We start from the raw sequence: 21,580 nt of genomic DNA, 5'->3' as shown, positions 1-21,580 counted from the left end.
ATGACCACCGCCACCACGATCCTCGATCCCCGCGCCGTCGTCGCCGACCTCGACCGCCGCCTGTTCGGCGGATTCGTGGAGCACCTCGGGAGACACGTCTACGACGGCATCCACGAGCCCTCGCATCCGTCCGCGGACGAGCGGGGGTTCCGCACCGACGTGATCGATCTCGTCCGCGAGCTCGGCATCTCGGTCGTCCGCTACCCGGGCGGCAACTTCGTGTCGGGCTACCGCTGGGAGGACGGGATCGGGCCGAGGGAGCAGCGACCGCGCCGGCTCGACCTCGCATGGCACACGACGGAGACCAACGAGGTCGGCCTGCACGAGTTCGCCGACTGGCTCGACGAGGTCGGCTCCGAGCTGATGCTCGCCGTCAACCTCGGCACCCGCGGCATCGCCGAGGCGCTCGACCTGCTCGAGTACGCGAACGCGTCGGCCGACACCGCGCGGACGCGCGAGCGCGCCGCGAACGGGCGGGAGCGGCCGTTCGGCGTGCGCATGTGGTGCCTCGGGAACGAGATGGACGGTCCCTGGCAGCTCGGCGGCCGCGACGCCGCGGACTACGGCCGGCTCGCCGCCCGCACGGCCCGGGCCATGCGCCGCTTCGACCCCGGGCTGCAGCTCGTCGCGTGCGGGTCGTCGTCGCGCACCATGCCGACGTTCGGCGCGTGGGAGCGCGAGGTGCTCGAGCACGTCTTCGACGACGTCGACTTCCTCTCGTGCCACGCCTACTACGAGGCACGCGACGACGACGCGCAGGAGTTCCTGGCATCCGCCGTCGACATGCACCTGTTCATCGAGACCGTCGTCGGCATCGCCGACGACGTCGCCGCGGCGCGCGGCAGCGACAAGCGCATCATGATCTCGTTCGACGAGTGGAACGTCTGGTACCAGTCGCGCTGGAACGCGATCGAGGGCACGCAGCCGGCGGACGACTGGCCCGTCGCGCCGCGGCTGCTCGAAGACCGCTACACCGCGCTCGACGCCGTCGTGTCCGGCGACCTCCTCATCACGCTGCTCCAGCACGCCGATCGCGTGCGCTCCGCGTCGCTCGCCCAGCTCGTGAACGTCATCGCGCCGATCATGACCGAGCCCGGTGGTCCCGCGTGGCGGCAGACGATCTTCTTCCCGTTCGCGATCACGTCGCGGCTCGCGGGCGATCGCGTCCTGCGGGTGCCGGTCGAGGCGCGCGCGTTCACGAGCGCGCGCTTCGGCGACGTGCCGAGCGTCAACGCGGTCGCGACGGCCGACACGGACGGCGTGAGCCTGTTCGTCGTGAACCGCTCGACCGCCGATGCCGTCGAGGTGGCCGTCGACGTCACGGCTCTCGGCCCGCGGCCCGCCATCGTCGAGACGCACCTGCTGCACGAGCGCGACGCCTCCGCGGCGAACACCCTCGACGATCCGGAGCGCGTGAGGCCCCGACCGATCGATGACGCCCGGCTCGACGGGGGAATGATGAGGTTCACGCTGCCGCCGGTCTCGTGGGCCGCCCTGAGGATCGCGTCGTGACCGCCCGTGCGGCGGCGCACCGCTGGGTGAGGCCCGGCGCCCTCGGCGCGGGCGGGTTGCGCTACGGCGCCGACTACAACCCCGAGCAGTGGCCGCGCGACGTGTGGCACGAGGACATGCGCCTCATGCGCGAGGCCGGCGTGAACATCGTCTCGCTCGGGATCTTCTCGTGGGCGCTCCTGGAGCCGCGGCCGGGGGAGTGGGACTTCGGCTGGCTCGACGAGGTCATGGACCTGCTGCACGACAACGGCATCGACGTCGACCTCGCCACCGCCACGGCCTCCCCGCCGCCCTGGCTGACGCGCCTGCACCCGGAGGTGCTGCCCGTGACCGCCGACGAGACGGTGCTCTACCCGGGCGGGCGGCAGCACTGGCGCCCCACCTCGCCCGTCTTCCGACGCTACGCTCTGCGGCTCGTGCGCGCGCTCGCGGAGAGGTATCGCGACCACCCGGCGCTCGTCGCGTGGCACATCTCCAACGAGCTGGGATGCCACAACGCGTTCGACTACTCCGACGACGCGGCCGCGGCGTTCCGCGTGTGGCTGCGGGGGCGATACGGCACGCTCGACGCCCTCAACGACGCGTGGGGGACCGCCTTCTGGTCGCAGCACTACGGTGCCTGGGACGAGATCCTGCCGCCTCGCATCGCGGCCGCGCAGCGCAACCCCGGACGACAGCTCGACTTCGAGCGGTTCTCCTCCGACGCCCTGCGCGAGCACCTCCGCGCCGAGGCGGCGGTGCTCGCCGAGGTGACGCCCGACGTGCCGCGCACGACCAACTTCATGGTGTGCCAGAACATCCGCGACATCGACTACGCCACGTGGGCGGGCGACGTCGACTTCGTCTCGAACGACCACTACCTGCGTCCCGGCGAGCTCGGGCGCGACGACCTCTCGTTCTGGGCGAACCTGACCGGCAACCTGGCGGAGGGGCATCCCTGGTTCCTCATGGAGCACGCGACCAGCGCCGTCAACTGGCGTGAGGTCAACCCGCCGAAGCGCGCGGGCGAGCTGAGGCGCGACGCCCTCACGCACGTGGGGCACGGCGCGGACGCCGTCTGCTACTTCCAGTGGCGCCAGTCGCGCGCCGGCGGCGAGCGCTACCATTCCGCGATGGTGCCGCACGCCGGAGCCGACAGTCGGGTGTTCCGCGACGTCGTCGCGCTGGGCGCCGAGCTGCGCGCGCTCGCGCCGGTCGCCGGCTCGCACCGCGAGCGGGCGCGCGTCGCCCTGCTCTTCGACTACGAGTCCTGGTGGGTGAGCGGGCGCGACTCGCATCCGAGCGACGCGCTGCGCTACGACGCCGAGACCCTGACGTGGTACCGGGCGCTGCTCGACCGCGGCGTCCGCGTCGACGTGCTGCCCGTGCACGCCGCGTTCGAGGGCTACGAGGTCGTCATCGCACCCATGCTGCACGTCGTGCCCGACGGGCTGCGGCGTCGTCTGGAGGAGGTCGTCCTCGACGGGCGGCACGTGCTCGCGACGTACTTCTCGGGCGTGGTCGACGAGCACGACCGCGTGTGGCTCGGCGGCTATCCCGGCGGGCTGCGCGACCTGCTCGGCGTGACCGTCGAGGAGTTCGTCCCGCTGCTGCCGGGCACGCGCGTGCGGCTCTCCTCGGGCGCGGTCGCGACGACCTGGACCGAGCGGATCACGCGCGTCGGCGCCGACGTCGAGGTGATCGACACGTACGCCGACGGCGATCTGGCTGGCGGCCCCGCCGTCACGCGAAGGCGGGTGGGCGGCGGTTCCGCGACCTACGTGTCGGCCGACGTCGCGCGCGCAGGCGCCGTCGACCTGCTGCGGGCGTGGGCCGCCGAGGTCGACGCGCTGAGGGGCGAGCCGCTCGCGGCGGACGGACGCCTCGAGACGATCGTGCGCGCCAAGGGCGGGACGCGGTTCGTGTTCCTCGCCAACCGCACCGACGAGGCCGTCGACGTGCCCGTGACCGGCGAGCGGGTCGGGGCCGGTGGGGCCGGTGCGGAGCGCGCGGGGACGGAGCCGGTCTGGCGGATCGGCCCCGGCGAGGTCGCGATCGTCGCGCAGCCGGGGTCGTAGCGCGGGCGCCGCGGGGCGGGCGTGCCGCCTTGTCGGCGTCGTGCGAATCGCGAGTACGATGGCCGCGACCCCGGCGGAAGGAATCATGACGGACACGACTGGGCGCGGTGCGTCGCGCCGGCCGAGCATCTACGACGTGGCCAGGCTCGCGGGCGTCTCGCACATGACGGTGTCGCGTGTGCTCAACGACCACCCCAACATCCGCCCGTCCACGCGGGAGCGGGTGCTCAAGGCGATCGCCGACACGAACTACACGCCGAGCTCGATCGCGCGCGCGCTCGCGACGCAGCGTGCCATGCGCATCGGCGTCATCGTCGACTCGCCCGTGCAGTACGGTCCCAACAGCACGCTGCGTGCGCTGGAGAGCGCGGCGCGCGACGCCGGCTACGCGATCAGCGCGTTCTCGATCACCGACGGCGACGGGCAGCGGCTCGACGCGGGCGTCGTCGAGCTCGTGACCGAGGGCGTCGACGCGCTGTGCGTCATCGCACCGCGCGCCTCGTCTCTCGACCTGCTCGGCGGCCTGAACCTCTCGTTGCCCCTGCTGGTCGTCAAGTCGGAGCCGCATCCGGGCATGCACACCGTCGGCGTCGATCAGCACGAGGGCGCGATGCTGGCGGTCGACCATCTCATCGAGATCGGGCACCGCTCGATCGTGCACCTCGCCGGCCCGCAGGACTGGTACGACGCGCGAGTGCGTCAGCGGGGCTGGCGCGATGCGCTGACGGCGGCCGGCCTCGACCTGTCGGAGCCGGTCGTCGGCGACTGGACCTCAGACTTCGGCTACGCGTTCGCTCGCGACGTCGACGCGTCGGCGGGCACGGCGATCTTCGCGGCCAACGACCAGATGGCGCTCGGCGTCATCCACGGCCTCAGCGAGCGAGGACTGCGCGTGCCGCAGGACATCAGCGTCGTCGGCTTCGACGATCTTCCCGACGCGAGGCACTTCCTCCCGCCGCTCACGACCGTGCGTCAGGACTTCGCGGCTCTGGGCGCCCTGGCGGTGCGATCGCTCGTCGCGGCGATCGACGGCGCCGACGCCGAGCAGCACGAGATGATCCCGCCGACGCTCAAGGTGCGGGCCTCGACGGCGGCCCTGGCGTCCTGAGCGCCGCAATTATCACAGAACGATAACGAACCGCGTATTCGCCCGATATGCTCTTGTGTGACGTGATTGTTAGCGCTCACAATTGAGGCGCGGTCCACGAGCGTCCCGATCGGGATGGTGGCGGTCCACTCCCCGGCGAACGGTCGCGGAGTCTCAAGGAGGAGATCACATGCGAATCACACAGCGCGGAAGAGGCCTCGTCGGCCTCGTTGCGACAGGCGTCCTCGTGCTCGGACTCGTGGGCTGCTCGGGCGGCTCCGACCCGGCCGCCACGGGCGACGACACCACAGGCGGCGGCGAGGTCATCACGGTCGGCTACGTCGCCGTCGGCCCCGAGGGCGGCTGGCGCAACGCGCACGAGCAGGCGGTCAAGGACGCGTTTTCGGCCGAGGCCGGCTTCGAGCTGAAGTACGCGCCGGCGGCAAGCCCGACCGACCAGAAGTCGCAGCTCGACGCGTTCGCCACGTTCGTCAACGACGAGGTCGACGCGATCCTGCTGACCGCGACCGAGGCGTCGGGCTGGGAGGACTCGCTCGCGCTGGCGCAGGAGGCGGAGATCCCCGTCATCCTGCTCGACCGCGGCGTCGATGCCGGCGACGACCTCTACGCCACCCGCATCGCGCCCGACAACGTCACCGTCGCCGCCGCGGTGGGGGAATGGGCGCTCACGGCCTTCCCCGACGGGGCCAACTACTACGTGCTCGAGGGCGTTCCCGGCCTGTCGGTCGTCAACGAGCGCAACGAGGGCTTCGAGGACGCCATCGCCGGCGCGGCCGGCTGGAACAAGGTCGGCGCCCAGACCGCCAACTGGAGCCCCGACGAGGGCAAGTCGGTCACCGAGACGGTGCTGAAGGCGAACAACAACGACATCCAGTTCATCTTCGCTCAGAACGACGAGATGGGAATCGGCGCGGCACAGGCGGTGAAGGATGCCGGCCTGACCCCCGGCACCGACGTCAAGATCGCCACGATCGACGGCACCCAGGGCGCGCTCGAAGCCCTCGCGGCCGGCGAGCTGAGCTTCGTCGCGCAGTACAACCCGTTCTTCGGCGACATCGCGATCTCGGCCGTGAAGTCGGCCCTGAACGGCGAGACGCTCGAGAAGACGATCATCGTCGAGGGCGAGACGTTCGACTCTCCCGAGGCCGCCCAGGCCGCGATCGACGCGGGCAAGGGCTTCTGACCGCGCCCTGCGTCAGACGACAGGAGGCGGTGAGCGGGAGCTGCCGGCCACGGCTGTTCCCGCTCCTGCGCTCCGGTCGACCCGCGTGATCATCGCTGCAAGGAGCCACTCTGTCATGTCCGAACCCACCGCGATCGTCGAGGTCCGCGGCGCCTCCATCGCCTTTCCTGGGGTCAAGGCGCTCGACGACGTCAGCTTCCGGCTGCTCCCCGGCGAGGTGCACACCCTGATGGGGGAGAACGGCGCCGGCAAGTCGACGCTCATCAAGGCGCTGACGGGCGTCTACCCGCTGGACTCCGGTGAGATCGTCGTCGACGGCGAGGCCCGCCGCCTCACCGGCACGGCGTCGGCGCAGGCCGCCGGCATCTCCACCGTGTACCAGGAGGTCAACCTCTGCACGAACCTGACGATCGGCGAGAACGTCATGCTCGGCCACGAGGTGCGCGGGCCCGTCGGCATCAACTGGCGCAAGACGCATGCGCGGGCGAGCGACGCCCTGGCGCGGATGGGCCTCGGCCATCTGGACCCGCGCGCGCCGCTGTCGTCGGTGTCGATCGCGCTGCAGCAGCTGGTGGCCATCAGCCGTGCGATGGTGACGGACTCGAAGGTGCTGATCCTCGACGAGCCGACGTCGAGCCTCGATGCGAACGAGGTCGAGGTGCTCTTCGGCGTCATCCGCCGGCTGCGCGAGCAAGGGGTGGCCATCCTCTTCGTCTCGCACTTCCTCGACCAGGTCTATGCGATCAGCGACCGCATCACGGTGCTGCGGAACGGCCGGTTCGTCGGCGAGTACCTGACGCACGAGCTCGACCGCGCTCAGCTGATCTCGCAGATGATCGGCAAGGACTTCGCGTCGCTGCGCGCGCTCGGCTCCAACCGGCAGACCGAGGTGCGCGACCGCTCGGCGACGCCCGTCTTCGCGGCCGAGGGGCTCGGCCGCAAGGGCGCTGTCAACCCCACCGACGTCGAGATCCACGCCGGCGAGGTCGTCGGGTTCGCGGGCCTGCTGGGCGCCGGTCGCACCGAGCTCGCGCGCCTCATCGCGGGCGCGGACAAGGCCGACTCCGGCACCGTGCGCGTCAAGGGACGCAGGCAGACGCTGAGCTCGCCGGTCGCCGGGCTCGCGCACGGCATCGCCTACTCGACCGAGAACCGCCGTGAGGACGGGATCGTCGGCGACCTGAGCGTGCGCGAGAACATCCTGCTCGCCGTCCAGGCCCGGCGCGGCTGGCTGCGGCGCGTGCCCGCCCGGCAGATCGACGAGCTCGTCACGACCTACATGGAGCGCTTCAGCGTGCGGCCGAACGACCCCGACCGGCCCATCCGGCTGCTGTCCGGCGGCAATCAGCAGAAGGTGCTGCTGGGCCGGTGGCTGGCCACCGACCCCGACCTGCTGCTGCTGGACGAGCCCACGCGCGGCATCGACGTCGGCGCGAAGGCCGACATCCAGGAGACGGTCGCCGAGCTCGCCGCCGGCGGCATGGGCGTCGTCTTCATCTCCTCCGAGCTGGAGGAGGTCGTGCGCCTGTCGGAGCGGATCGTCATCCTCAAGGACCACGAGAAGGTCGGCGAGGTCGTCAATGGACCCGAGGTGACCGCCGAGAGCATCGTCGCGGTCATCGCGGCCGAGTCCGAGGAGCGCGCCGGGGAAGAGGCCGGCGCGCTCGCCGCGGAGGTCACCGCCGGGGACCGTCTCGCACACGAGGAAGGAGACCGGCCATGAGCCGGGTCAAGGCAGCCCTGCGCACACCGTGGTTCTGGGCCATCGCGGGCATCGTCCTGCTGCTGGCCGTCAACACGGTCAAGGATCCCGCCTATCTCGCGATCGGCGTCAACCCGACGACGGGGCTGCTGACCGGGAACCTGCTCGACATCCTGCGCGTCGCCGCTCCGATCATCATGATCGCGCTGGGCATGACGTTCGTCATCGCCACGGAGGGCATCGATCTCTCGGTCGGCTCGATGATGGCCGTCGGCGGCGCCGTCGCGATGCAGACCCTGAGCACGCTGCGCGAGCCGGACTCGGTCGGTGCGATGCTCGCGGCGATCGGCCTGGCGGTGCTGCTGGCGATCGTGCTCGGCGTGCTCAACGGCGTCCTGGTCGCCGTGGTCGGCCTGCAGCCGTTCATCAGCACCCTGATCATGATGCTCGCTGGTCGCGGCATCGCGCGCGTCATCACGGGCGGGCAGAACACCAATGCGACCAACGAGCCGTTCCGCCAGCTCGCCAACGGACAGCTCCTCGGCATCCCCACCAGCTTCGTCCTGGCGATCGTGATCGTCGTGCTGATCGCGCTGCTCATGCGCCGCACGGCCCTGGGGCTGATGATCGAGTCGATCGGCATCAACCCCCGCGCCAGCCGGCTGGCCGGCATCCGTCCCCGCCCGCTGCTGATCGCGGTCTATGCGCTGTCGGCCGCTCTGGCAGCGGTCGGCGGCCTGTTCAGCGTCTCGGAGGTGATGACGGTGAGCGTCTCGGGCACCGGCAACCTCATGGAGATGGACGCCATCCTCGCCGTCGTGATCGGCGGCACGTCGCTCGCGGGCGGCAAGTTCTCCATCCTCGGGTCCACGGTGGGGGCGTTGCTGATCGCGACGCTGAACAAGACGGTGCTGTTCCTGGGCGTGCCCGCGGCCGCGACCCCGGCCTTCAAGGCGCTCGTGATCATCGCGCTGGTGCTGCTGCAGTCCGAGCGGATCCGGTCGCTCGCCTTCGGCGGCCGCACGACGCCGCGCATCCCGAGCGGCCCGCCGTCGCCGTCGGCCGGGCAGGGAGTCCCCGTCACGAAGGAGGCCGTCGGATGAGCGACGCGAAGACCCTCGCAGAGGCCGTTCCCCCCGCCGACGATCTGCCCAAGGGCGGCGAGGCGGTGCGGACCGCCGGCTGGGGGCGGATGTGGGAGCGCAGCCAGACGCTGCTGCCGACCCTCGTGGCGCTCGTGCTGCTGTTCGCCATGCTCGTCTATGCCGAGGCCGCCTACGGTCGCGTGTTCCACGCGGGCACGATCTCGAGCCTGCTGGTCAGCTTCGCGCCGACGATCATCCTCGCCGTCGGCATGACGATCTTGATCCTCACGGCCGGCATCGATCTCTCCGTCGGCGCCGTCGTGGCGTTCAGCTCGGTCGCGGGCGTCATGCTCATGAACATCGGCGTGAACGGCTGGATCGGGATCGTGCTCATGATCCTGTTCGGCGCGCTGTTCGGCCTGGTGGCCGGCGTCATGGTGCAGTACTTCTCCGTGCAGCCGTTCATCGCGACCCTCGCGATGATGTTCCTGGCGCGGGGGCTGGCCTCGATCCTGTCCACCACGCCGGTCGTCGCGCCCGCCGACTCGCCGCTGCTGCTCCTGGCCACCGACTGGAAGATCGTCGACGGCCCCAAGGTGAACGACTTCACCGTCACGCCCGGGCTGCTGATCGCGGTGCTCGTCGTGATCGCCGCCGTGTTCTTCCTGCACCGCACCCGCATGGGCCGCACCGTCTACGGCATCGGCGGCAACGAGGCGTCGGCGCAGCTGATGGGCCTGCCGGTCGCGCGCACGCGCGTGTGGATCTACATCGTCTCCGGGGCGCTCGCGGGCCTCGCCGGTGTCGTCTACACGGCCGAGGTCGGCGGCAAGGCGCAGAACGTCACGGGACTGGGATGGGAGCTCGACGCCATCGCGGCGGTCGTCATCGGCGGCACGCTGCTGACCGGCGGCGTCGGCTACGTCCTGGGATCCGTCATCGGCGTCTTCGTGATCGCGGCCCTCCGTCTGATCATCACGAAGGACGGCACGATCAACCCGGAGTACCTGACCATCATCACCGGAGCCGTGCTGCTGGCCTTCGTGCTGCTGCAGCGCGTGCTCACGAGCAGGAGCAGAAGATGAATCCCCACGCCGAGGCACAGGCGGCCATCGATGCGGTCCGCGCCGACGTCGCGCGGCTCCACGGCGAACTGGTGCGATACGGCCTGGTGGTGTGGACGGGCGGCAACGTCTCGGGCCGCGTGCCGGGCACCGACCTGTTCGTGATCAAGCCGTCGGGAGTGCCCTACGACGATCTCGCGCCCGAGAACATGATCCTCTGCGACCTCGACGGCAACGTGCTGCCGGGAACCCCCGGCAGCGAGCGGTCGCCCTCGTCCGACACCGCCGCGCACGCATACGTGTACCGGCACATGCCGCACGTCGGCGGCGTCGTGCACACGCACTCCACCTATGCCGTGGCGTGGGCCGCGCGGGGCGAGGAGATCCCGTGCGTCATCACCGCGATGGCCGACGAGTTCGGCGGGCCCATCCCGGTGGGGCCGTTCGCGATCATCGGCGACGACTCGATCGGCCGCGGGATCGTCGACACGCTCGCCGTCCACCGCTCGCGCGCGGTGCTGATGCGCAACCACGGGCCGTTCACGATCGGCGTCGACGCGAAGGACGCCGTCAAGGCGGCGGTCATGGTCGAGGACGTCGCCCGCACGGTGCACCACGCGCGGCAGGCGGGCGAGCTGACCCCGATCCCGCAGGAGGCGATCGACCGGCTCTACGACCGCTACCAGAACGTGTACGGGCAGACCACGGACGCCCGGCGATGACCGCCCGCGACGACATCCTCGCGGGACGCACGAGCCTCGGCATCGAGCTGGGGTCCACGCGCATCAAGGCCTGCCTCGTCGGCGAGGACGCCACGACCGTGCTGGCCGTCGGCGCGCACGACTGGGAGAGCCGGCTCGAGAACGGGCACTGGACCTACGGCCTCGACGACGTCGAGCGGGGCGTGCAGGCGGCGTACGCGGCCGTCGTCGCCGACGCGCACGACCGTTACGGCGTGCGGCCGGAGACGTTCGGCGCGATCGGGGTGTCCGCGATGATGCACGGCTATCTCGCGTTCGACGCGAACGGCGAACTGCTCGTGCCGTTCCGCACGTGGCGCGATACGACGACCGGCGTCGCCGCCGCGGAGCTCACCGCACTTTTCGGCGTGAACATCCCGCTGCGCTGGTCGATCGCGCATCTGCATCAGGCCGTCGTCGACGCGGAGCCGCATGTGCCGCGGATCGCCTCGCTCACGACGCTCGCGGGCCACGTGCACCGGCGGCTGACGGGCGAGAGCGTGCTCGGGGTGGGCGATGCGTCGGGGATGTTCCCGATCGACGCCGCGACGGGCGACTACGACGAGCGGATGCTCGCGGCCTATGACGCTCTGGCCGATGGCCGGCTGCCGACGACGTTGCGCGCGCTGCTGCCCGCGGTGCTGCCCGCGGGGGCGCCTGCCGGTGCGCTGACCGCCGACGGCGCGGCATACCTCGATCCGGCCGGCGGACTGCGTCCCGGCGTGCCGCTGTGTCCGCCCGAGGGCGATGCGGGAACGGGGATGGTCGCGACGAACTCCGTGTCGCCCCGTACCGGCAACGTGTCGGCCGGCACGAGCATCTTCGCGATGGTCGTGCTCGAACGAGCGCTCGCCGAGGCGCACGACGAGATCGACCTCGTCACGACGCCCGCCGGCGACCCCGTCGCGATGGTGCACTGCAACAACGGCGCGAGCGAGCTCGCCGCGTGGGCCGCGCTGTTCGTGCGGTTTGCGGAGGCCTCGCACCGGCCGATCGAGCCCGATGCCGCGTTCGAGGTGCTGTTCCGCGAGGCGATCGAGGGAGAGGCGGATGCCGGCGGCGTGGTCGCCTTCAACCATCTCGCGGGCGAGCCGATCGCGTGTCTCGTCGAAGGGCGTCCGCTCCTCGTGCGTCTGCCCGGGAGCTCCTTCACGCTCGCGAACGTCATGCGGGCGCAGCTGTACGGCGTGTTCGGCACCCTCGCGCTCGGCATGCGTGTGCTGCACGACGAGGGCGTGTCGCTCGACCGGATGTTCGCGCACGGAGGCATGTTCCGCACGGCCGGCGTCGCCCAGCGCTTCCTCGCCGCCGCGCTGGGCGCCCCGGTCGCCGTCGGCGACCTGGCCGCCGAGGGCGGCGCATGGGGCATCGCGGTGCTCGCCTCCTACCTGCGTCACGCGGGCGAACGCGGGCTGGGGGAGTACCTCGACGCGCACGTCTTCGCCGCGGCATCCCTCTCGGTCATCGAGCCCGAGCCCGAGGACGTCGCCGGCTTCGCCGCCTATCTCGACCGCTACCGCGCCGCGCTCGCCATCGAGGCGGCGGCGGTGGACTCCCTCAACACAAGGACCCCTTCATGACGCGCACACCCCTCTCCACCTCGTTCGACGGCCTCACCGTCTGGTTCGTCACCGGCAGCCAGTCGCTCTACGGCGAGGAGACGCTGCGACAGGTCGCCGAGCAGTCGCGCGCCGTCGCCGAGGGACTGTCGGGACTGCCCGTGCGGGTCGAGTGGAAGCCCGTGCTCATCGAGCCCGACGGCATCCGCCGGCTCGCGCTCGACGCGAACGCCGACGACTCGGTCATCGGCGTCATCGCGTGGATGCACACGTTCAGCCCCGCCAAGATGTGGATCGCGGGGCTCGACGCACTGCGCAAGCCGCTGCTGCACCTGCACACGCAGGCGAACGTCGAGCTGCCGTGGGACGAGATCGACTTCGACTTCATGAACCTCAACCAGGCCGCGCACGGCGATCGCGAGTTCGGCTACATCCAGACGCGGCTGGGCGTGGCCCGCAAGACGGTCGTCGGCCACGTCTCGAACCCCGCCGTGCGACGGCAGATCGACGACTGGCAGCGTGCGGCCGCCGGCTGGCACGCCGTCCGCACGCTGAAGCTCGCGCGCTTCGGCGACAACATGCGCTACGTCGCCGTCACCGAGGGCGACAAGACCGAGGCCGAGCTGCGATTCGGCGTGCAGGTCAACACGTGGGGCGTGAACGAGCTCGCCGAGGCGGTCGCGCAGGCGACGGATGCCGAGATCGACGCCCTCGTGGACGAGTACGCGGCGTCCTACGACGTCGCGTCCGAGCTGCTGCCCGGCGGCGATCGTCACGGCGCGCTGCGCGACGGCGCCGCGATCGAGGCCGGTCTGCGCTCCTTCCTCGAGGCGGGCGGGTTCGGCGCGTTCACGACGTCGTTCGAGGATCTCGGCGCGCTGACGCAGCTGCCCGGGCTCGCCGTGCAGCGGCTCATGGCCGAGGGGTACGGATTCGGCGCGGAGGGCGACTGGAAGACCGCGATCCTCGTCCGCGTCGCGAACGTCATGGGCACGGGGCTGCCCGGCGGGGCGAGCCTCATGGAGGACTACACGTACGACCTCACGCCGGGCGACGAGAGGATCCTCGGCGCGCACATGCTCGAGGTCGCCCCGTCGTTGACGACCGCCAGGCCGCGGCTGGAGGCCCACCCGCTCGGCATCGGCGGCAAGGCCGATCCCGTGCGGCTCGTGTTCACGGCCGACCCGGGGCCCGCCCTCGTCGTCGCGCTCAGCGACCTGCGCGACAGGTTCCGGCTCACCGCGAACGTCGTCGAGAACGTCGTGGCCCCCGATCTGCCGAGGCTGCCCGTGGGGCGCGCGGTCTGGAAGCCCGCGCCCGACTTCGCGACCAGCGCGGCGTGCTGGCTCGCGGCCGGCGCCGCGCATCACACGGTGATGACCACGGCCGTCGGCATCGACGTGTTCCGCGACTTCGCGGAGATCGCCCGCACCGAGCTCGTGGTCATCGACGAGGAGACGACGGTGCGCGGGTTCCAGCACGAGCTGCGCTGGAACCAGGCCTACTACCGGCTCGCGCAGGGGCTGTGATGGGGGCGCTTCCCGCGTCGGGCGTCCAGCACACCCTCCGCCACGGCGACGACGTCGCGACGATCGCGAGCATCGGCGCATCGCTGCGATCGTTCACGCGTGCAGAGCGCGATCTGGTGGTGCCGTTCGACGCCGACGAGGTGCGGCCTTTCTATCGCGGCGCGACCCTGGCCCCGTGGCCCAATCGCGTCGTCGACGGCGGATACTCCTTCGACGGGGTCGATCGTCAGCTGTCGCTGACCGAGCCCGCACGAGGCCATGCCCTGCACGGGCTGGCGGCGTGGCTCGACTTCCACGCCGTGGACAAGGGGTCCGACCATGTGACCCTGCAGGCCGTCGTCGAGCCGCAGGCCGGCTATCCGTGGCGTGTGATCGTGCGAACGACCTTTGCGCTGGCGCCGGGCGGCCTGACCCAGACCGTGCGCGCCGAGAACGCCTCCGACACCCCGGCTCCGTTCGGTGCGGGCCCGCACCCGTATCTGGTCGCGGGGGAGGGGCTCGTGGACGACTGGACGCTCGAGCTCCCGGCCGAGCGGGTGCTCTCGGTCACCCCGGATCGTCTCGTCCCCACGACGCTCGATCCGGTGACCGCGGCGTTCGACTTCCGGAGCCCGCGGCGTGTGGGCTCGACCCGGATCGATCACGCGTTCACGGGGCTGACGCGAGACGGCGGCGGGATCACGACGGTGCGGGTGACCGATGCCGCGGGATCCGGCGTCGGCATGAGCTGGGACGCCGCATGCCCCTGGGTGCAGGTCCACACCGCGGACCTGCCCGGCGGCGCCGGCCGGCCCGGCCATCGTGCCGGTCTCGCCGTCGAGCCCATGACGTGCGCGCCCGACGCGTTCAACGACGACCGATACGATTTCGACACCGGCCTTCTCGTCCTCGGGCCCGGCGAGACCGCCGAGGCATCCTGGCGGATCTTCGCCATCGCACCCGAGGAGAACGCATGACCTCCCCTACTCAGGCTTTGTCCGTTGCCGGTGTGAGTATCTGGCTCGATGATCTGTCGCGTTCCCGGATCTCGTCCGGGAATCTGGCCGATCTGGTCGCCACGCGTGATGTCACGGGTGTGACCACGAACCCGACGATCTTCCAGGGCGCGATCGGGAACGCGTCGGACGACTCGTACCGGGAGGCGCTGTCCCGGTTGGCCGCGGAGGGCGCGGACGCGGATGCGGCGATCTTCGCGCTGACGACCGCGGACGTGCGTGACGCGGCCGATGTCTTCCGCCCCGTCTACGATGCCACGCGCGGTGTGGACGGGCGGGTGTCGATCGAGGTGTCTCCCGACCTGGCGCACGACACGGCCGCGACGGTGACGGAGGCGAAGCGGTTGTGGAAGGCGGTGGATCGTCCGAACACGCTGATCAAGATCCCGGCCACCAAGGCGGGCCTGCCCGCGATCACCGAGGTGATCGCGGCCGGTATCAGCGTGAACGTGACGCTGATCTTCTCGCTGGAGCGTTACGCCGAGGTCATCGACGCGTACCTCGCCGGACTGGAGCGTGCCCACAGCGGCGACTTTGACCTCGCGAGCATCCACTCGGTCGCCTCGTTCTTCGTCTCCCGGGTGGACACCGAGGTCGACAAGCGCCTGGCCGCGATCGGCACACCCGAGGCGCTCGCGCTGAAGGGCAAGGCCGGCATCGCCAACGCCCGCCTCGCGTATGAGCTGTACGAGCAGAAGTTCGCCGGGAAGCGCGCCCGCGACCTGGTCGCCGTTGGCGCGAACGTGCAGCGCCCGCTGTGGGCCTCCACCGGGGTGAAGGATCCTGCGCTGCCGGACACGCTGTACGTGACCGAGCTGGTCGCTCCCGGCACCGTGAACACGATGCCCGAGAAGACCCTGGACGCCACGTTCGATCACGCCGTGGTCACCGGCGACACGATCACGGGCGGGTACGCTGCCGCGCACGGCGTGTTCGATGCCCTCACCCGTGCGGGCGTCGACTTCGCCGACGTGACCCAGGTGCTCGAAGACGAGGGCGTCGACAAGTTCATCGCCTCCTGGCACGACCTCCAGAACACCGTGGCCACCGCCCTCGACAAGGCCCACCGGTAGCCGCCCGCCCGGTCCCTGCGGCGGGCCGGCACCCCGCTCGGATGTCGTGGGCACCCGTCGCCGCCTCGCGGCGCTGCGCCCGGCAACGACCGTCCACCGCTTGCGGCCCGGTGCGGATGGTGGGCGGTCGTGGTCGTCTCGGGTTCCAGCATCCGGCAACGACTGCCCACCGCTTGCGGCCCGGTGCGGGTGGTGGGCGGTCGTGGTCGTCTCGGGCTCCGGCATCCGGCAACGACTGCCCACGAGTCGCCGGCGGGAGTCGCCGGCGGGCCCCGGGGGCCGACCCCGGCCGCGACCCGCCGCTCCACCCCGCCCGGCCCCGCGACATCCCGTCGTCGCCGTGATGTTCGCTGATGTTTACACGAATCGAGGCTCGGCGGGCCCGCTCGCGCACGCGCGGCGGGGTGAAACCGCGTAGGGTCGGAGGCGGTGCGCCCACAGGGGCCGCAGAAGGAGCGCGAATGAGTACCCCCGCCGGTTGGTATGACGACGGACACGGAACCCAGCGCTGGTGGGACGGCACGCAGTGGACGGAGCACGTGCAGCCGGCCGCCGCCCCGACGCCTCCCGCGCCCGCGGCCCCGACGCCCGCGGAGCCCGTCGCACCGGCCGCGTCCACGCCTCCCTATGCCGCTGCGGCCACACCGCCCTACGCGGCCACGGCGCCGTACGCCCCGTCGTACCAGACGGCTCCCGCGTACGCGGCCGCGCCGCCCGCCCCCGCCCCGGCGTCGAACCGCTGGGTGCTCTGGGTCGTCGGCGGCATCGTCGCGCTCATGATCGTCGGAGGCGCGCTGTTCTTCATCGTCAGCACGATCGTGGCGACGACGATCCAGGACGAGAGCCCCTTCTCGCAGCCCGGGCCCGACGCGCCCATCACGGTGCCGACCGAGGCGCCGGACGAGGAGACGAGCGAGGACGGTCCCGTCTTCCTCGAGCTCACCGAGGCGGAGCGCGCCGAGGCCGAGCGCGTCGTGCACCGCTACGACGCCGCCTGGCTCAACGCGGACTGCGCGGAGTACCTGGCCGTCACGACCGAGGACTTCCGCTGGGACGTCGAGGGCGACGAGTGCGAGGCGTTCCGCGCCGACGCGGCGAACTCGCGGCAGATGCTGACCGACTACGTGATCGTGATCGACGACGCGTATCGCGACGGCGACTACGTGCTCGTCGTGACCACCGAGACGGGCACGCTGCTCGTCGGCGACGACGGCGAGCCGCTCGCGGAGCCCGAGCCCGTCGAGTACGGCTTCTTCTACGAGCTCGTCGAGCAGGACGGCGTGCTGCTCATCGACTACCTGTCGGGATACTGATGCCCACCGGACAACAGGCGGCGCGCGCGCCGCGATTCGTGCTCATCTGCGTGGCCATCGGCCTGCTCGGCGGCTTCATGTCGGGCCTGTTCGGCGTGGGCGGCGGCACCATCATCGTGCCGATGCTCGTGCTGCTGCTCGGCTTCGACCAGCGCCGCGCCGCGGGCACCTCGCTCGCGGCGATCGTGCCGATCGCCGTCGTCGGCGTCGTCAGCTACGCGCTGCACGGCTCGGTGGCGTGGATCCCCGCGCTCATCCTCGCGGCCGGCGCCGTCGTGGGCGCCCAGATCGGCACGTGGCTGCTCGCCCGGCTGCCGCAGCACGTGCTGCGCTGGTGCTTCGTCGGCTTCCTCGTCGTGGTCATCGCGATGCTGTTCGTCGTGATCCCGTCGAGGGATGCCGGACTGCCGCTCACGCCGCTCTCGATCACCGGCCTCGTGGTGCTCGGCCTGATCACGGGCGTCGTGGCCGGACTGCTCGGCGTCGGCGGCGGCATCGTCGTCGTGCCCGCGCTCATCATCGTCTTCGGCACGAGCGACCTCATCGCCAAGGGCACGTCGCTGCTCATGATGATCCCCACGGCGATCTCGGGCACGTTCGGCAACATGCGCCGCGGCAACGTCGACCTGCCCGCCGCCGCCGTCATCGGCGTCGCCGCGTGCACGACGACGGCGCTCGGCGCGTGGGTCGCGACGCTGCTCGACCCGTTCTGGGCCAACGTCGTCTTCGCCGCCTACCTCGTGTACATCGGCTACCAGATGGCGCAGAAGGCGATCGCCGACCGCCGGAAGGGCCGCGGGGCGTAGGCCCCGGCGCCCGGGACGCCTCTCGATAGGATCGACGGGTGAGTGTCAATCCCGAACTCGTCGGCCGCTCGTTCGCGCCGACGCCCGCCTACCTCGTCGGCCGAGAGAAGGTGCGCGAGTTCGCGCGCGCCGTGTTCGCGACCGATCCGCAGCACCACGACCCCGAGGCGGCGCGCGCGCTCGGCTACGCCGACGTGGTCGCCCCGCCGACGTTCGCGATGGTGGTCCAGGACCTCACGCTGCAGCAGCTGCTCGCCGAGCCCGACTCCGGCATCGCGCTGGAGCGCACGGTGCACGCCGAGCAGCGCTTCCGCTACACGCGGCCGATCGTCGCGGGCGACGAGCTCGTCGCACAGCTGCGCGTCACCGGCATCCGTCCCTTCGGAAAGGGCGCCATGGTCACCAGCGAGGCCGAGATCGCCGACACCGCGGGGGCGCACGTCGTCACCGCGACGTCGGTGCTGCTGATCGGAGGCGAGGAATGAGCCCCCTCGAGGTCGGCGCCGTGGTCGCCGAGCGCACCGTGCACCTCACCCGCGAGTCGCTCGTGCGCTACGCGGGCGCGTCGGGCGACTTCAACCCCATCCACTACCGCGACGACGTCGCCGAGCGCGTCGGCCTGCCCGGCGTGCTGGCGCACGGCATGCTCACGATGGGCCTCGCCGTCGCCACGATCGGCGAGTGGCTGGGCGACACCGGCCGGGTGCAGGAGTACGGGGTGCGCTTCACGCGCCCCGTGGTCGTGGATGCCGAGGCCGGCGCCGACGTGACCGTGACCGCCAAGGTCGGGGCGGTCGACGAGACCGGCGCCCGCATCGACCTGACGGTCACGCACGGCGACACGACGGTGCTCGGCAAGGCGCAGGTGCGCGTGAGCCTGCCGGCGTGACGTCCATGCCCAAGATCGCGCCGATCCCGCTCTCCGAGCTCACGACGCTGCGCGTCGGCGGCACGCCCGCCCGCATGGTCGAGGCGACGACGCGCGACGAGCTGGTCGAGACGCTGCGCGCCCTCTGGGACGACCGCGAGCCGTGGCTCGTGCTCGGCGGCGGATCGAACGTGCTCGTCGCCGACGAGCCCTTCGACGGCACCGTGGTGCTGATCCGCACGCAGGGTGTCAAGCGGCTGCCGTCGCCCCGCGAGGGCTTCGAACGGCTGCGGGTGCAGGCCGGCCACGAGTGGGACCGCCTCGTCGCGTTCACGGTCGACGAGGGGCTCGCGGGCATCGCCGCGATGAGCGGCATCCCGGGCACCGCCGGCGCGGCCCCGATCCAGAACATCGGCGCCTACGGGCAGGAGGTCGTGCAGACCCTCGTCGAGGTCGAGCTGCTCGACGAGTCGACGGGCGAGGTCTCCGTCGTCCCCGCCGCCGAGCTCGGCCTGGGGCTGCGCACGTCGGTGCTCAAGCAGCACTACGGCTCCGTGCCCGTCCGCCCCGCCGTCGTGCTCTCGATCACGCTCGAGCTCGAGCGCGTGGGGCGCGGCGACGTGCCCGTGCGCGGCGCGCAGCTGCGCCAGGCGCTGGGGCTCGACGCGTCGGCGGCGGTGTCGCTCGCGTGGATCCGCGAGACCGTGCTGCGCATCCGCGCCGGCAAGGGCATGGTGCTCGACGAGACGGATGCCGACACGCATAGCGCCGGGTCGTTCTTCCAGAACCCGGTCGTCTCGGCGTCGTTCGCGCGCACCCTGCCCGACGACTGCCCGCGCTGGCCGATGGCGCCCGACGCCGATCCCGTCACCGTGATCCCGCTCGGCAGCTGGGACGGGCAGGTCCCCGTGCGGCGGCCCGCGGTGCCCGACGTCAAGCTGTCGGCCGCGTGGCTCATCGAGCACGTCGGGCTGCGCAAGGGCTTCCGGCTGCCGCGCTCGCGCGCGGGGCTCTCGACCAAGCACGCGCTCGCGCTCACCAACCGCGGCGGCGCGACCGCCGGGGAGGTCGCCGAGCTCGCCCGCCTCGCGGTGCAGCGCGTGCAGTCGGACTTCGGCATCATCCTGCAGCCCGAGCCCGTGCTCGTCGGCGTCGAGCTCTGACACGGGATTTCTCCCGGTCGCCCGTCGTCGCGCCGCTCGCGACCGCCGATAGGGTGTGAGCGACGAGGGGGGTCGCGATGGCGCGCACGAGGAACGGAGCGGTGTCGGCCGCGGCGACGATCGCGGCGGCGCTGCTGCTGGCGGGCTGCACCGCGACGGGCACGACGGACGAGGCGCTGCCGTGGCCCGAGCCGACCGTGCCGTGGACCGACGAGGCGAAGGAGCCCCTGGCATCCCCGCTGTCCCTCGAGGCGCTCGTGGCGTTCAGCGGTGTCGTGGCGCTCAACGCGGGCTCGTCGTGCAGCGGCACGCTCATCGACACGGGCGTGCCGGCCGGCCCGGGCTACGTGCTCACCAACGGCCACTGCGTCGGCGACGTCGGCCGTCCGCCGCAGCAGACGACGATCGACGAGGACTGGTTCGGCACCGCGGAGTTCCTGCGCGCCGAGGGGAACCTCGACGGCACGTTCACGGCCGAGGTCGTCGAGCTCGCGTACTCGACCATGCGCCACACCGACACCGCGATCGTGCGCCTCGACCGCACCCTGGGCGAGCTGCAGGACCTCGGCCTGCGCGCCGTGCCCATCGCCGCCGCGGAGCCCGCGAAGGGCAGCACCGCCGTCAACGTCGGCGTGCCGGTGCAGGACATCGCCGACCCCGCCGACATCGTGCTGCGCCGCGGCGAATGCACGCTCGGTGCGCAGCACACGCTGCTGGAGAGCCACTGGCTGTGGTCCGGCGCATGGTCGAACGACTGCGAGGGGATCCAGCAGGGCTCGAGCGGGTCGGGCGTGTTCGCGGTCGATGCCGACGGCGCGCCGACCGAGATCGTCGCGATGATCAACACGACCTCGTGGGGCGCCCTCGCCGAGGAGGCGTGCGAGCTGAACGGGCCGTGCGAGGTCACGGCCGACGGCGTCGCGATGGCGCCGCGCACCAGCTATGCGCAGTCGGTCGCGGGCGTCGGCCGTTGCTTCGACGCCGTCACGGGCGTGTTCGCGCTCGGCGACGCGTGCCCCCTGCCCGTGTCGGACCTCACGGCGCTCGCCGGCGGCGGCGCCTTCCGCGGCGGCGGCCTGCTCGACGGCTTCGGCCGCACGCCGCAGGCCGAGCTCGTCGGCGCCCGCCCGGGCACCGTGCGCACGGCGCTCGTGCCGCTCGGCGATGCGACGGCGTGCGGGGATGCCGCGACCTACGCGGGCGCCGACGCGCAGCCGCTGCCCGGGGGAGAGGGCGTCGGCTGGGGCGAGGGGCTCGTCGTCGAGCCCGTGCTGCCCGAGACCGAGGGCCGGTACGCGCTGTGCGCCGTGCAGGGCGAGAACTACGCGGGCGCCGCGACGATCGTCTTCACGGTCGACCGCACGCCGCCCGTGTGGCCCGCGGGCGCGACGGTCGAGCGGATCGACGACGTGGTCGTCGTGCAGCCGTTCGTGCGGTCGCCGGAGCTCGCGAACTCGCGCTACACCTGGGGCCCGCTCGGCGAGGCCGACTGCGACGACACCGCCTCGTTCGAGGGCTTCCGCATCGTCCCGCTCATGATCGAGGCCACCGACCTGCCCGCCACCTACTGCCTCTACCAGACCGACAGCGCCGGCAACCCGACCCCCGTCACCCGCATCGACATCCCCGCGCTCTGACGCGGGCCCGGCTCACTCCCGCCACCCCACCACCGCGCCCCGCTGACCCCGCGCCCCCGTGATCTCGCGCCCCCGTGATCCCCGAGAGTGCATCCGGGCGCCGAGAATGCATCTGGCGGCCCAGAGTGCGGCGCCGACGTGCATCCTCGGCCGCCGGATGCACTCTCGACGGATGGATGCCGGAGG

18 protein-coding genes are annotated in these 21,580 nt (G+C 72.0%); all 18 read left to right on the top strand.

Features of this window, described 5'->3' with window-relative positions:
- The 18 genes from arfA to AOA12_RS15815 all read left to right on the top strand — a co-directional run bounded on the left by arfA (window position 1) and on the right by AOA12_RS15815 (window position 21,394).
- Window positions 1-1,512 carry an arabinosylfuranosidase ArfA gene (gene arfA / locus AOA12_RS15900; RefSeq protein ID WP_054684913.1) on the top strand — a complete coding sequence of 504 codons (1,512 nt, stop codon included), beginning with the start codon at window positions 1-3 and terminating at the stop codon, window positions 1,510-1,512.
- The gene (locus AOA12_RS15895; protein WP_054687126.1) at window positions 1,509-3,569 is read left to right on the top strand and encodes a beta-galactosidase; all 2,061 of its coding nucleotides are present in this window, start codon (window positions 1,509-1,511) and stop codon (window positions 3,567-3,569) included. The genes arfA and AOA12_RS15895 overlap by 4 nt, the downstream gene beginning before the upstream one ends.
- A gap of 85 nt (window positions 3,570-3,654) precedes the next feature.
- On the top strand, window positions 3,655-4,677 hold the full coding sequence (locus AOA12_RS15890) for a LacI family DNA-binding transcriptional regulator (protein WP_054684910.1): 1,023 nt from the start codon (window positions 3,655-3,657) through the stop codon (window positions 4,675-4,677).
- Between the two features lie 169 nt (window positions 4,678-4,846).
- Complete coding sequence (locus AOA12_RS15885; RefSeq protein ID WP_054684908.1) at window positions 4,847-5,860, top strand: substrate-binding domain-containing protein; 1,014 nt, start codon at window positions 4,847-4,849, stop codon at window positions 5,858-5,860.
- A gap of 115 nt (window positions 5,861-5,975) precedes the next feature.
- Window positions 5,976-7,583, top strand: coding sequence for a sugar ABC transporter ATP-binding protein (locus tag AOA12_RS15880; protein ID WP_054684907.1), 1,608 nt, complete (start codon window positions 5,976-5,978; stop codon window positions 7,581-7,583).
- Window positions 7,580-8,665, top strand: a complete 1,086-nt coding sequence (locus AOA12_RS15875) for an ABC transporter permease (protein ID WP_054684904.1) — start codon at window positions 7,580-7,582, stop codon at window positions 8,663-8,665. The genes AOA12_RS15880 and AOA12_RS15875 overlap by 4 nt, the downstream gene beginning before the upstream one ends.
- The gene (locus AOA12_RS15870; RefSeq protein ID WP_054684902.1) at window positions 8,662-9,732 is read left to right on the top strand and encodes an ABC transporter permease; all 1,071 of its coding nucleotides are present in this window, start codon (window positions 8,662-8,664) and stop codon (window positions 9,730-9,732) included. Before AOA12_RS15875 ends, AOA12_RS15870 begins: the two co-directional genes overlap by 4 nt.
- Window positions 9,729-10,433 (top strand): L-ribulose-5-phosphate 4-epimerase, encoded by a 705-nt coding sequence (locus AOA12_RS15865; RefSeq protein ID WP_054684899.1) that lies wholly within the window; start codon window positions 9,729-9,731, stop codon window positions 10,431-10,433. Before AOA12_RS15870 ends, AOA12_RS15865 begins: the two co-directional genes overlap by 4 nt.
- Window positions 10,430-12,031 (top strand): xylulokinase, encoded by a 1,602-nt coding sequence (locus AOA12_RS15860; RefSeq protein ID WP_054684896.1) that lies wholly within the window; start codon window positions 10,430-10,432, stop codon window positions 12,029-12,031. Before AOA12_RS15865 ends, AOA12_RS15860 begins: the two co-directional genes overlap by 4 nt.
- Window positions 12,028-13,539 carry an L-arabinose isomerase gene (araA, locus tag AOA12_RS15855; RefSeq protein WP_054684894.1) on the top strand — a complete coding sequence of 504 codons (1,512 nt, stop codon included), beginning with the start codon at window positions 12,028-12,030 and terminating at the stop codon, window positions 13,537-13,539. The genes AOA12_RS15860 and araA overlap by 4 nt, the downstream gene beginning before the upstream one ends.
- On the top strand, window positions 13,539-14,495 hold the full coding sequence (locus AOA12_RS15850) for an aldose 1-epimerase family protein (protein WP_054684891.1): 957 nt from the start codon (window positions 13,539-13,541) through the stop codon (window positions 14,493-14,495). Before araA ends, AOA12_RS15850 begins: the two co-directional genes overlap by 1 nt.
- Window positions 14,492-15,607 (top strand): transaldolase, encoded by a 1,116-nt coding sequence (gene tal / locus AOA12_RS15845; protein ID WP_054684889.1) that lies wholly within the window; start codon window positions 14,492-14,494, stop codon window positions 15,605-15,607. Before AOA12_RS15850 ends, tal begins: the two co-directional genes overlap by 4 nt.
- 461 nt (window positions 15,608-16,068) lie before the next feature.
- Window positions 16,069-16,920: a DUF2510 domain-containing protein gene (locus tag AOA12_RS15840; protein WP_054684886.1), complete on the top strand. Its 852-nt coding sequence runs from the start codon at window positions 16,069-16,071 to the stop codon at window positions 16,918-16,920.
- Window positions 16,920-17,726, top strand: a complete 807-nt coding sequence (locus AOA12_RS15835) for a sulfite exporter TauE/SafE family protein (protein ID WP_054684884.1) — start codon at window positions 16,920-16,922, stop codon at window positions 17,724-17,726. The genes AOA12_RS15840 and AOA12_RS15835 overlap by 1 nt, the downstream gene beginning before the upstream one ends.
- A 38-nt stretch (window positions 17,727-17,764) precedes the next feature.
- The gene (locus tag AOA12_RS15830) at window positions 17,765-18,211 is read left to right on the top strand and encodes an FAS1-like dehydratase domain-containing protein (RefSeq protein WP_054684881.1); all 447 of its coding nucleotides are present in this window, start codon (window positions 17,765-17,767) and stop codon (window positions 18,209-18,211) included.
- On the top strand, window positions 18,208-18,615 hold the full coding sequence (locus AOA12_RS15825; protein ID WP_054684878.1) for a MaoC/PaaZ C-terminal domain-containing protein: 408 nt from the start codon (window positions 18,208-18,210) through the stop codon (window positions 18,613-18,615). Before AOA12_RS15830 ends, AOA12_RS15825 begins: the two co-directional genes overlap by 4 nt.
- A gap of 5 nt (window positions 18,616-18,620) precedes the next feature.
- Window positions 18,621-19,757 carry a UDP-N-acetylmuramate dehydrogenase gene (locus tag AOA12_RS15820; RefSeq protein ID WP_054687124.1) on the top strand — a complete coding sequence of 379 codons (1,137 nt, stop codon included), beginning with the start codon at window positions 18,621-18,623 and terminating at the stop codon, window positions 19,755-19,757.
- Window positions 19,758-19,834: 77 nt separating this feature from the next.
- Window positions 19,835-21,394, top strand: coding sequence for a trypsin-like serine peptidase (locus AOA12_RS15815; RefSeq protein WP_054684874.1), 1,560 nt, complete (start codon window positions 19,835-19,837; stop codon window positions 21,392-21,394).
- The last annotated feature ends 186 nt before the right edge of the window (window positions 21,395-21,580 follow it).

This window comes from Microbacterium sp. No. 7, assembly GCF_001314225.1.
Taxonomy (GTDB): Bacteria; Actinomycetota; Actinomycetes; order Actinomycetales; family Microbacteriaceae; genus Microbacterium.
This window is presented reverse-complemented; position numbering and strand designations above follow the sequence as displayed.

Coding starts and splice junctions, on each gene's coding strand:
- AOA12_RS15825 (WP_054684878.1), top strand. CDS start 18,208: ATGAGCCCCCTCGAGGTCGGCGCCGTGGTCGCCGAGCGCACCGTGCAC.
- araA (WP_054684894.1), top strand. CDS start 12,028: ATGACGCGCACACCCCTCTCCACCTCGTTCGACGGCCTCACCGTCTGG.
- AOA12_RS15860 (WP_054684896.1), top strand. CDS start 10,430: ATGACCGCCCGCGACGACATCCTCGCGGGACGCACGAGCCTCGGCATC.
- AOA12_RS15890 (WP_054684910.1), top strand. CDS start 3,655: ATGACGGACACGACTGGGCGCGGTGCGTCGCGCCGGCCGAGCATCTAC.
- AOA12_RS15840 (WP_054684886.1), top strand. CDS start 16,069: ATGAGTACCCCCGCCGGTTGGTATGACGACGGACACGGAACCCAGCGC.
- tal (WP_054684889.1), top strand. CDS start 14,492: ATGACCTCCCCTACTCAGGCTTTGTCCGTTGCCGGTGTGAGTATCTGG.
- AOA12_RS15865 (WP_054684899.1), top strand. CDS start 9,729: ATGAATCCCCACGCCGAGGCACAGGCGGCCATCGATGCGGTCCGCGCC.
- AOA12_RS15850 (WP_054684891.1), top strand. CDS start 13,539: ATGGGGGCGCTTCCCGCGTCGGGCGTCCAGCACACCCTCCGCCACGGC.
- AOA12_RS15815 (WP_054684874.1), top strand. CDS start 19,835: ATGGCGCGCACGAGGAACGGAGCGGTGTCGGCCGCGGCGACGATCGCG.
- AOA12_RS15875 (WP_054684904.1), top strand. CDS start 7,580: ATGAGCCGGGTCAAGGCAGCCCTGCGCACACCGTGGTTCTGGGCCATC.
- arfA (WP_054684913.1), top strand. CDS start 1: ATGACCACCGCCACCACGATCCTCGATCCCCGCGCCGTCGTCGCCGAC.
- AOA12_RS15885 (WP_054684908.1), top strand. CDS start 4,847: ATGCGAATCACACAGCGCGGAAGAGGCCTCGTCGGCCTCGTTGCGACA.
- AOA12_RS15820 (WP_054687124.1), top strand. CDS start 18,621: ATGCCCAAGATCGCGCCGATCCCGCTCTCCGAGCTCACGACGCTGCGC.
- AOA12_RS15870 (WP_054684902.1), top strand. CDS start 8,662: ATGAGCGACGCGAAGACCCTCGCAGAGGCCGTTCCCCCCGCCGACGAT.
- AOA12_RS15880 (WP_054684907.1), top strand. CDS start 5,976: ATGTCCGAACCCACCGCGATCGTCGAGGTCCGCGGCGCCTCCATCGCC.
- AOA12_RS15835 (WP_054684884.1), top strand. CDS start 16,920: ATGCCCACCGGACAACAGGCGGCGCGCGCGCCGCGATTCGTGCTCATC.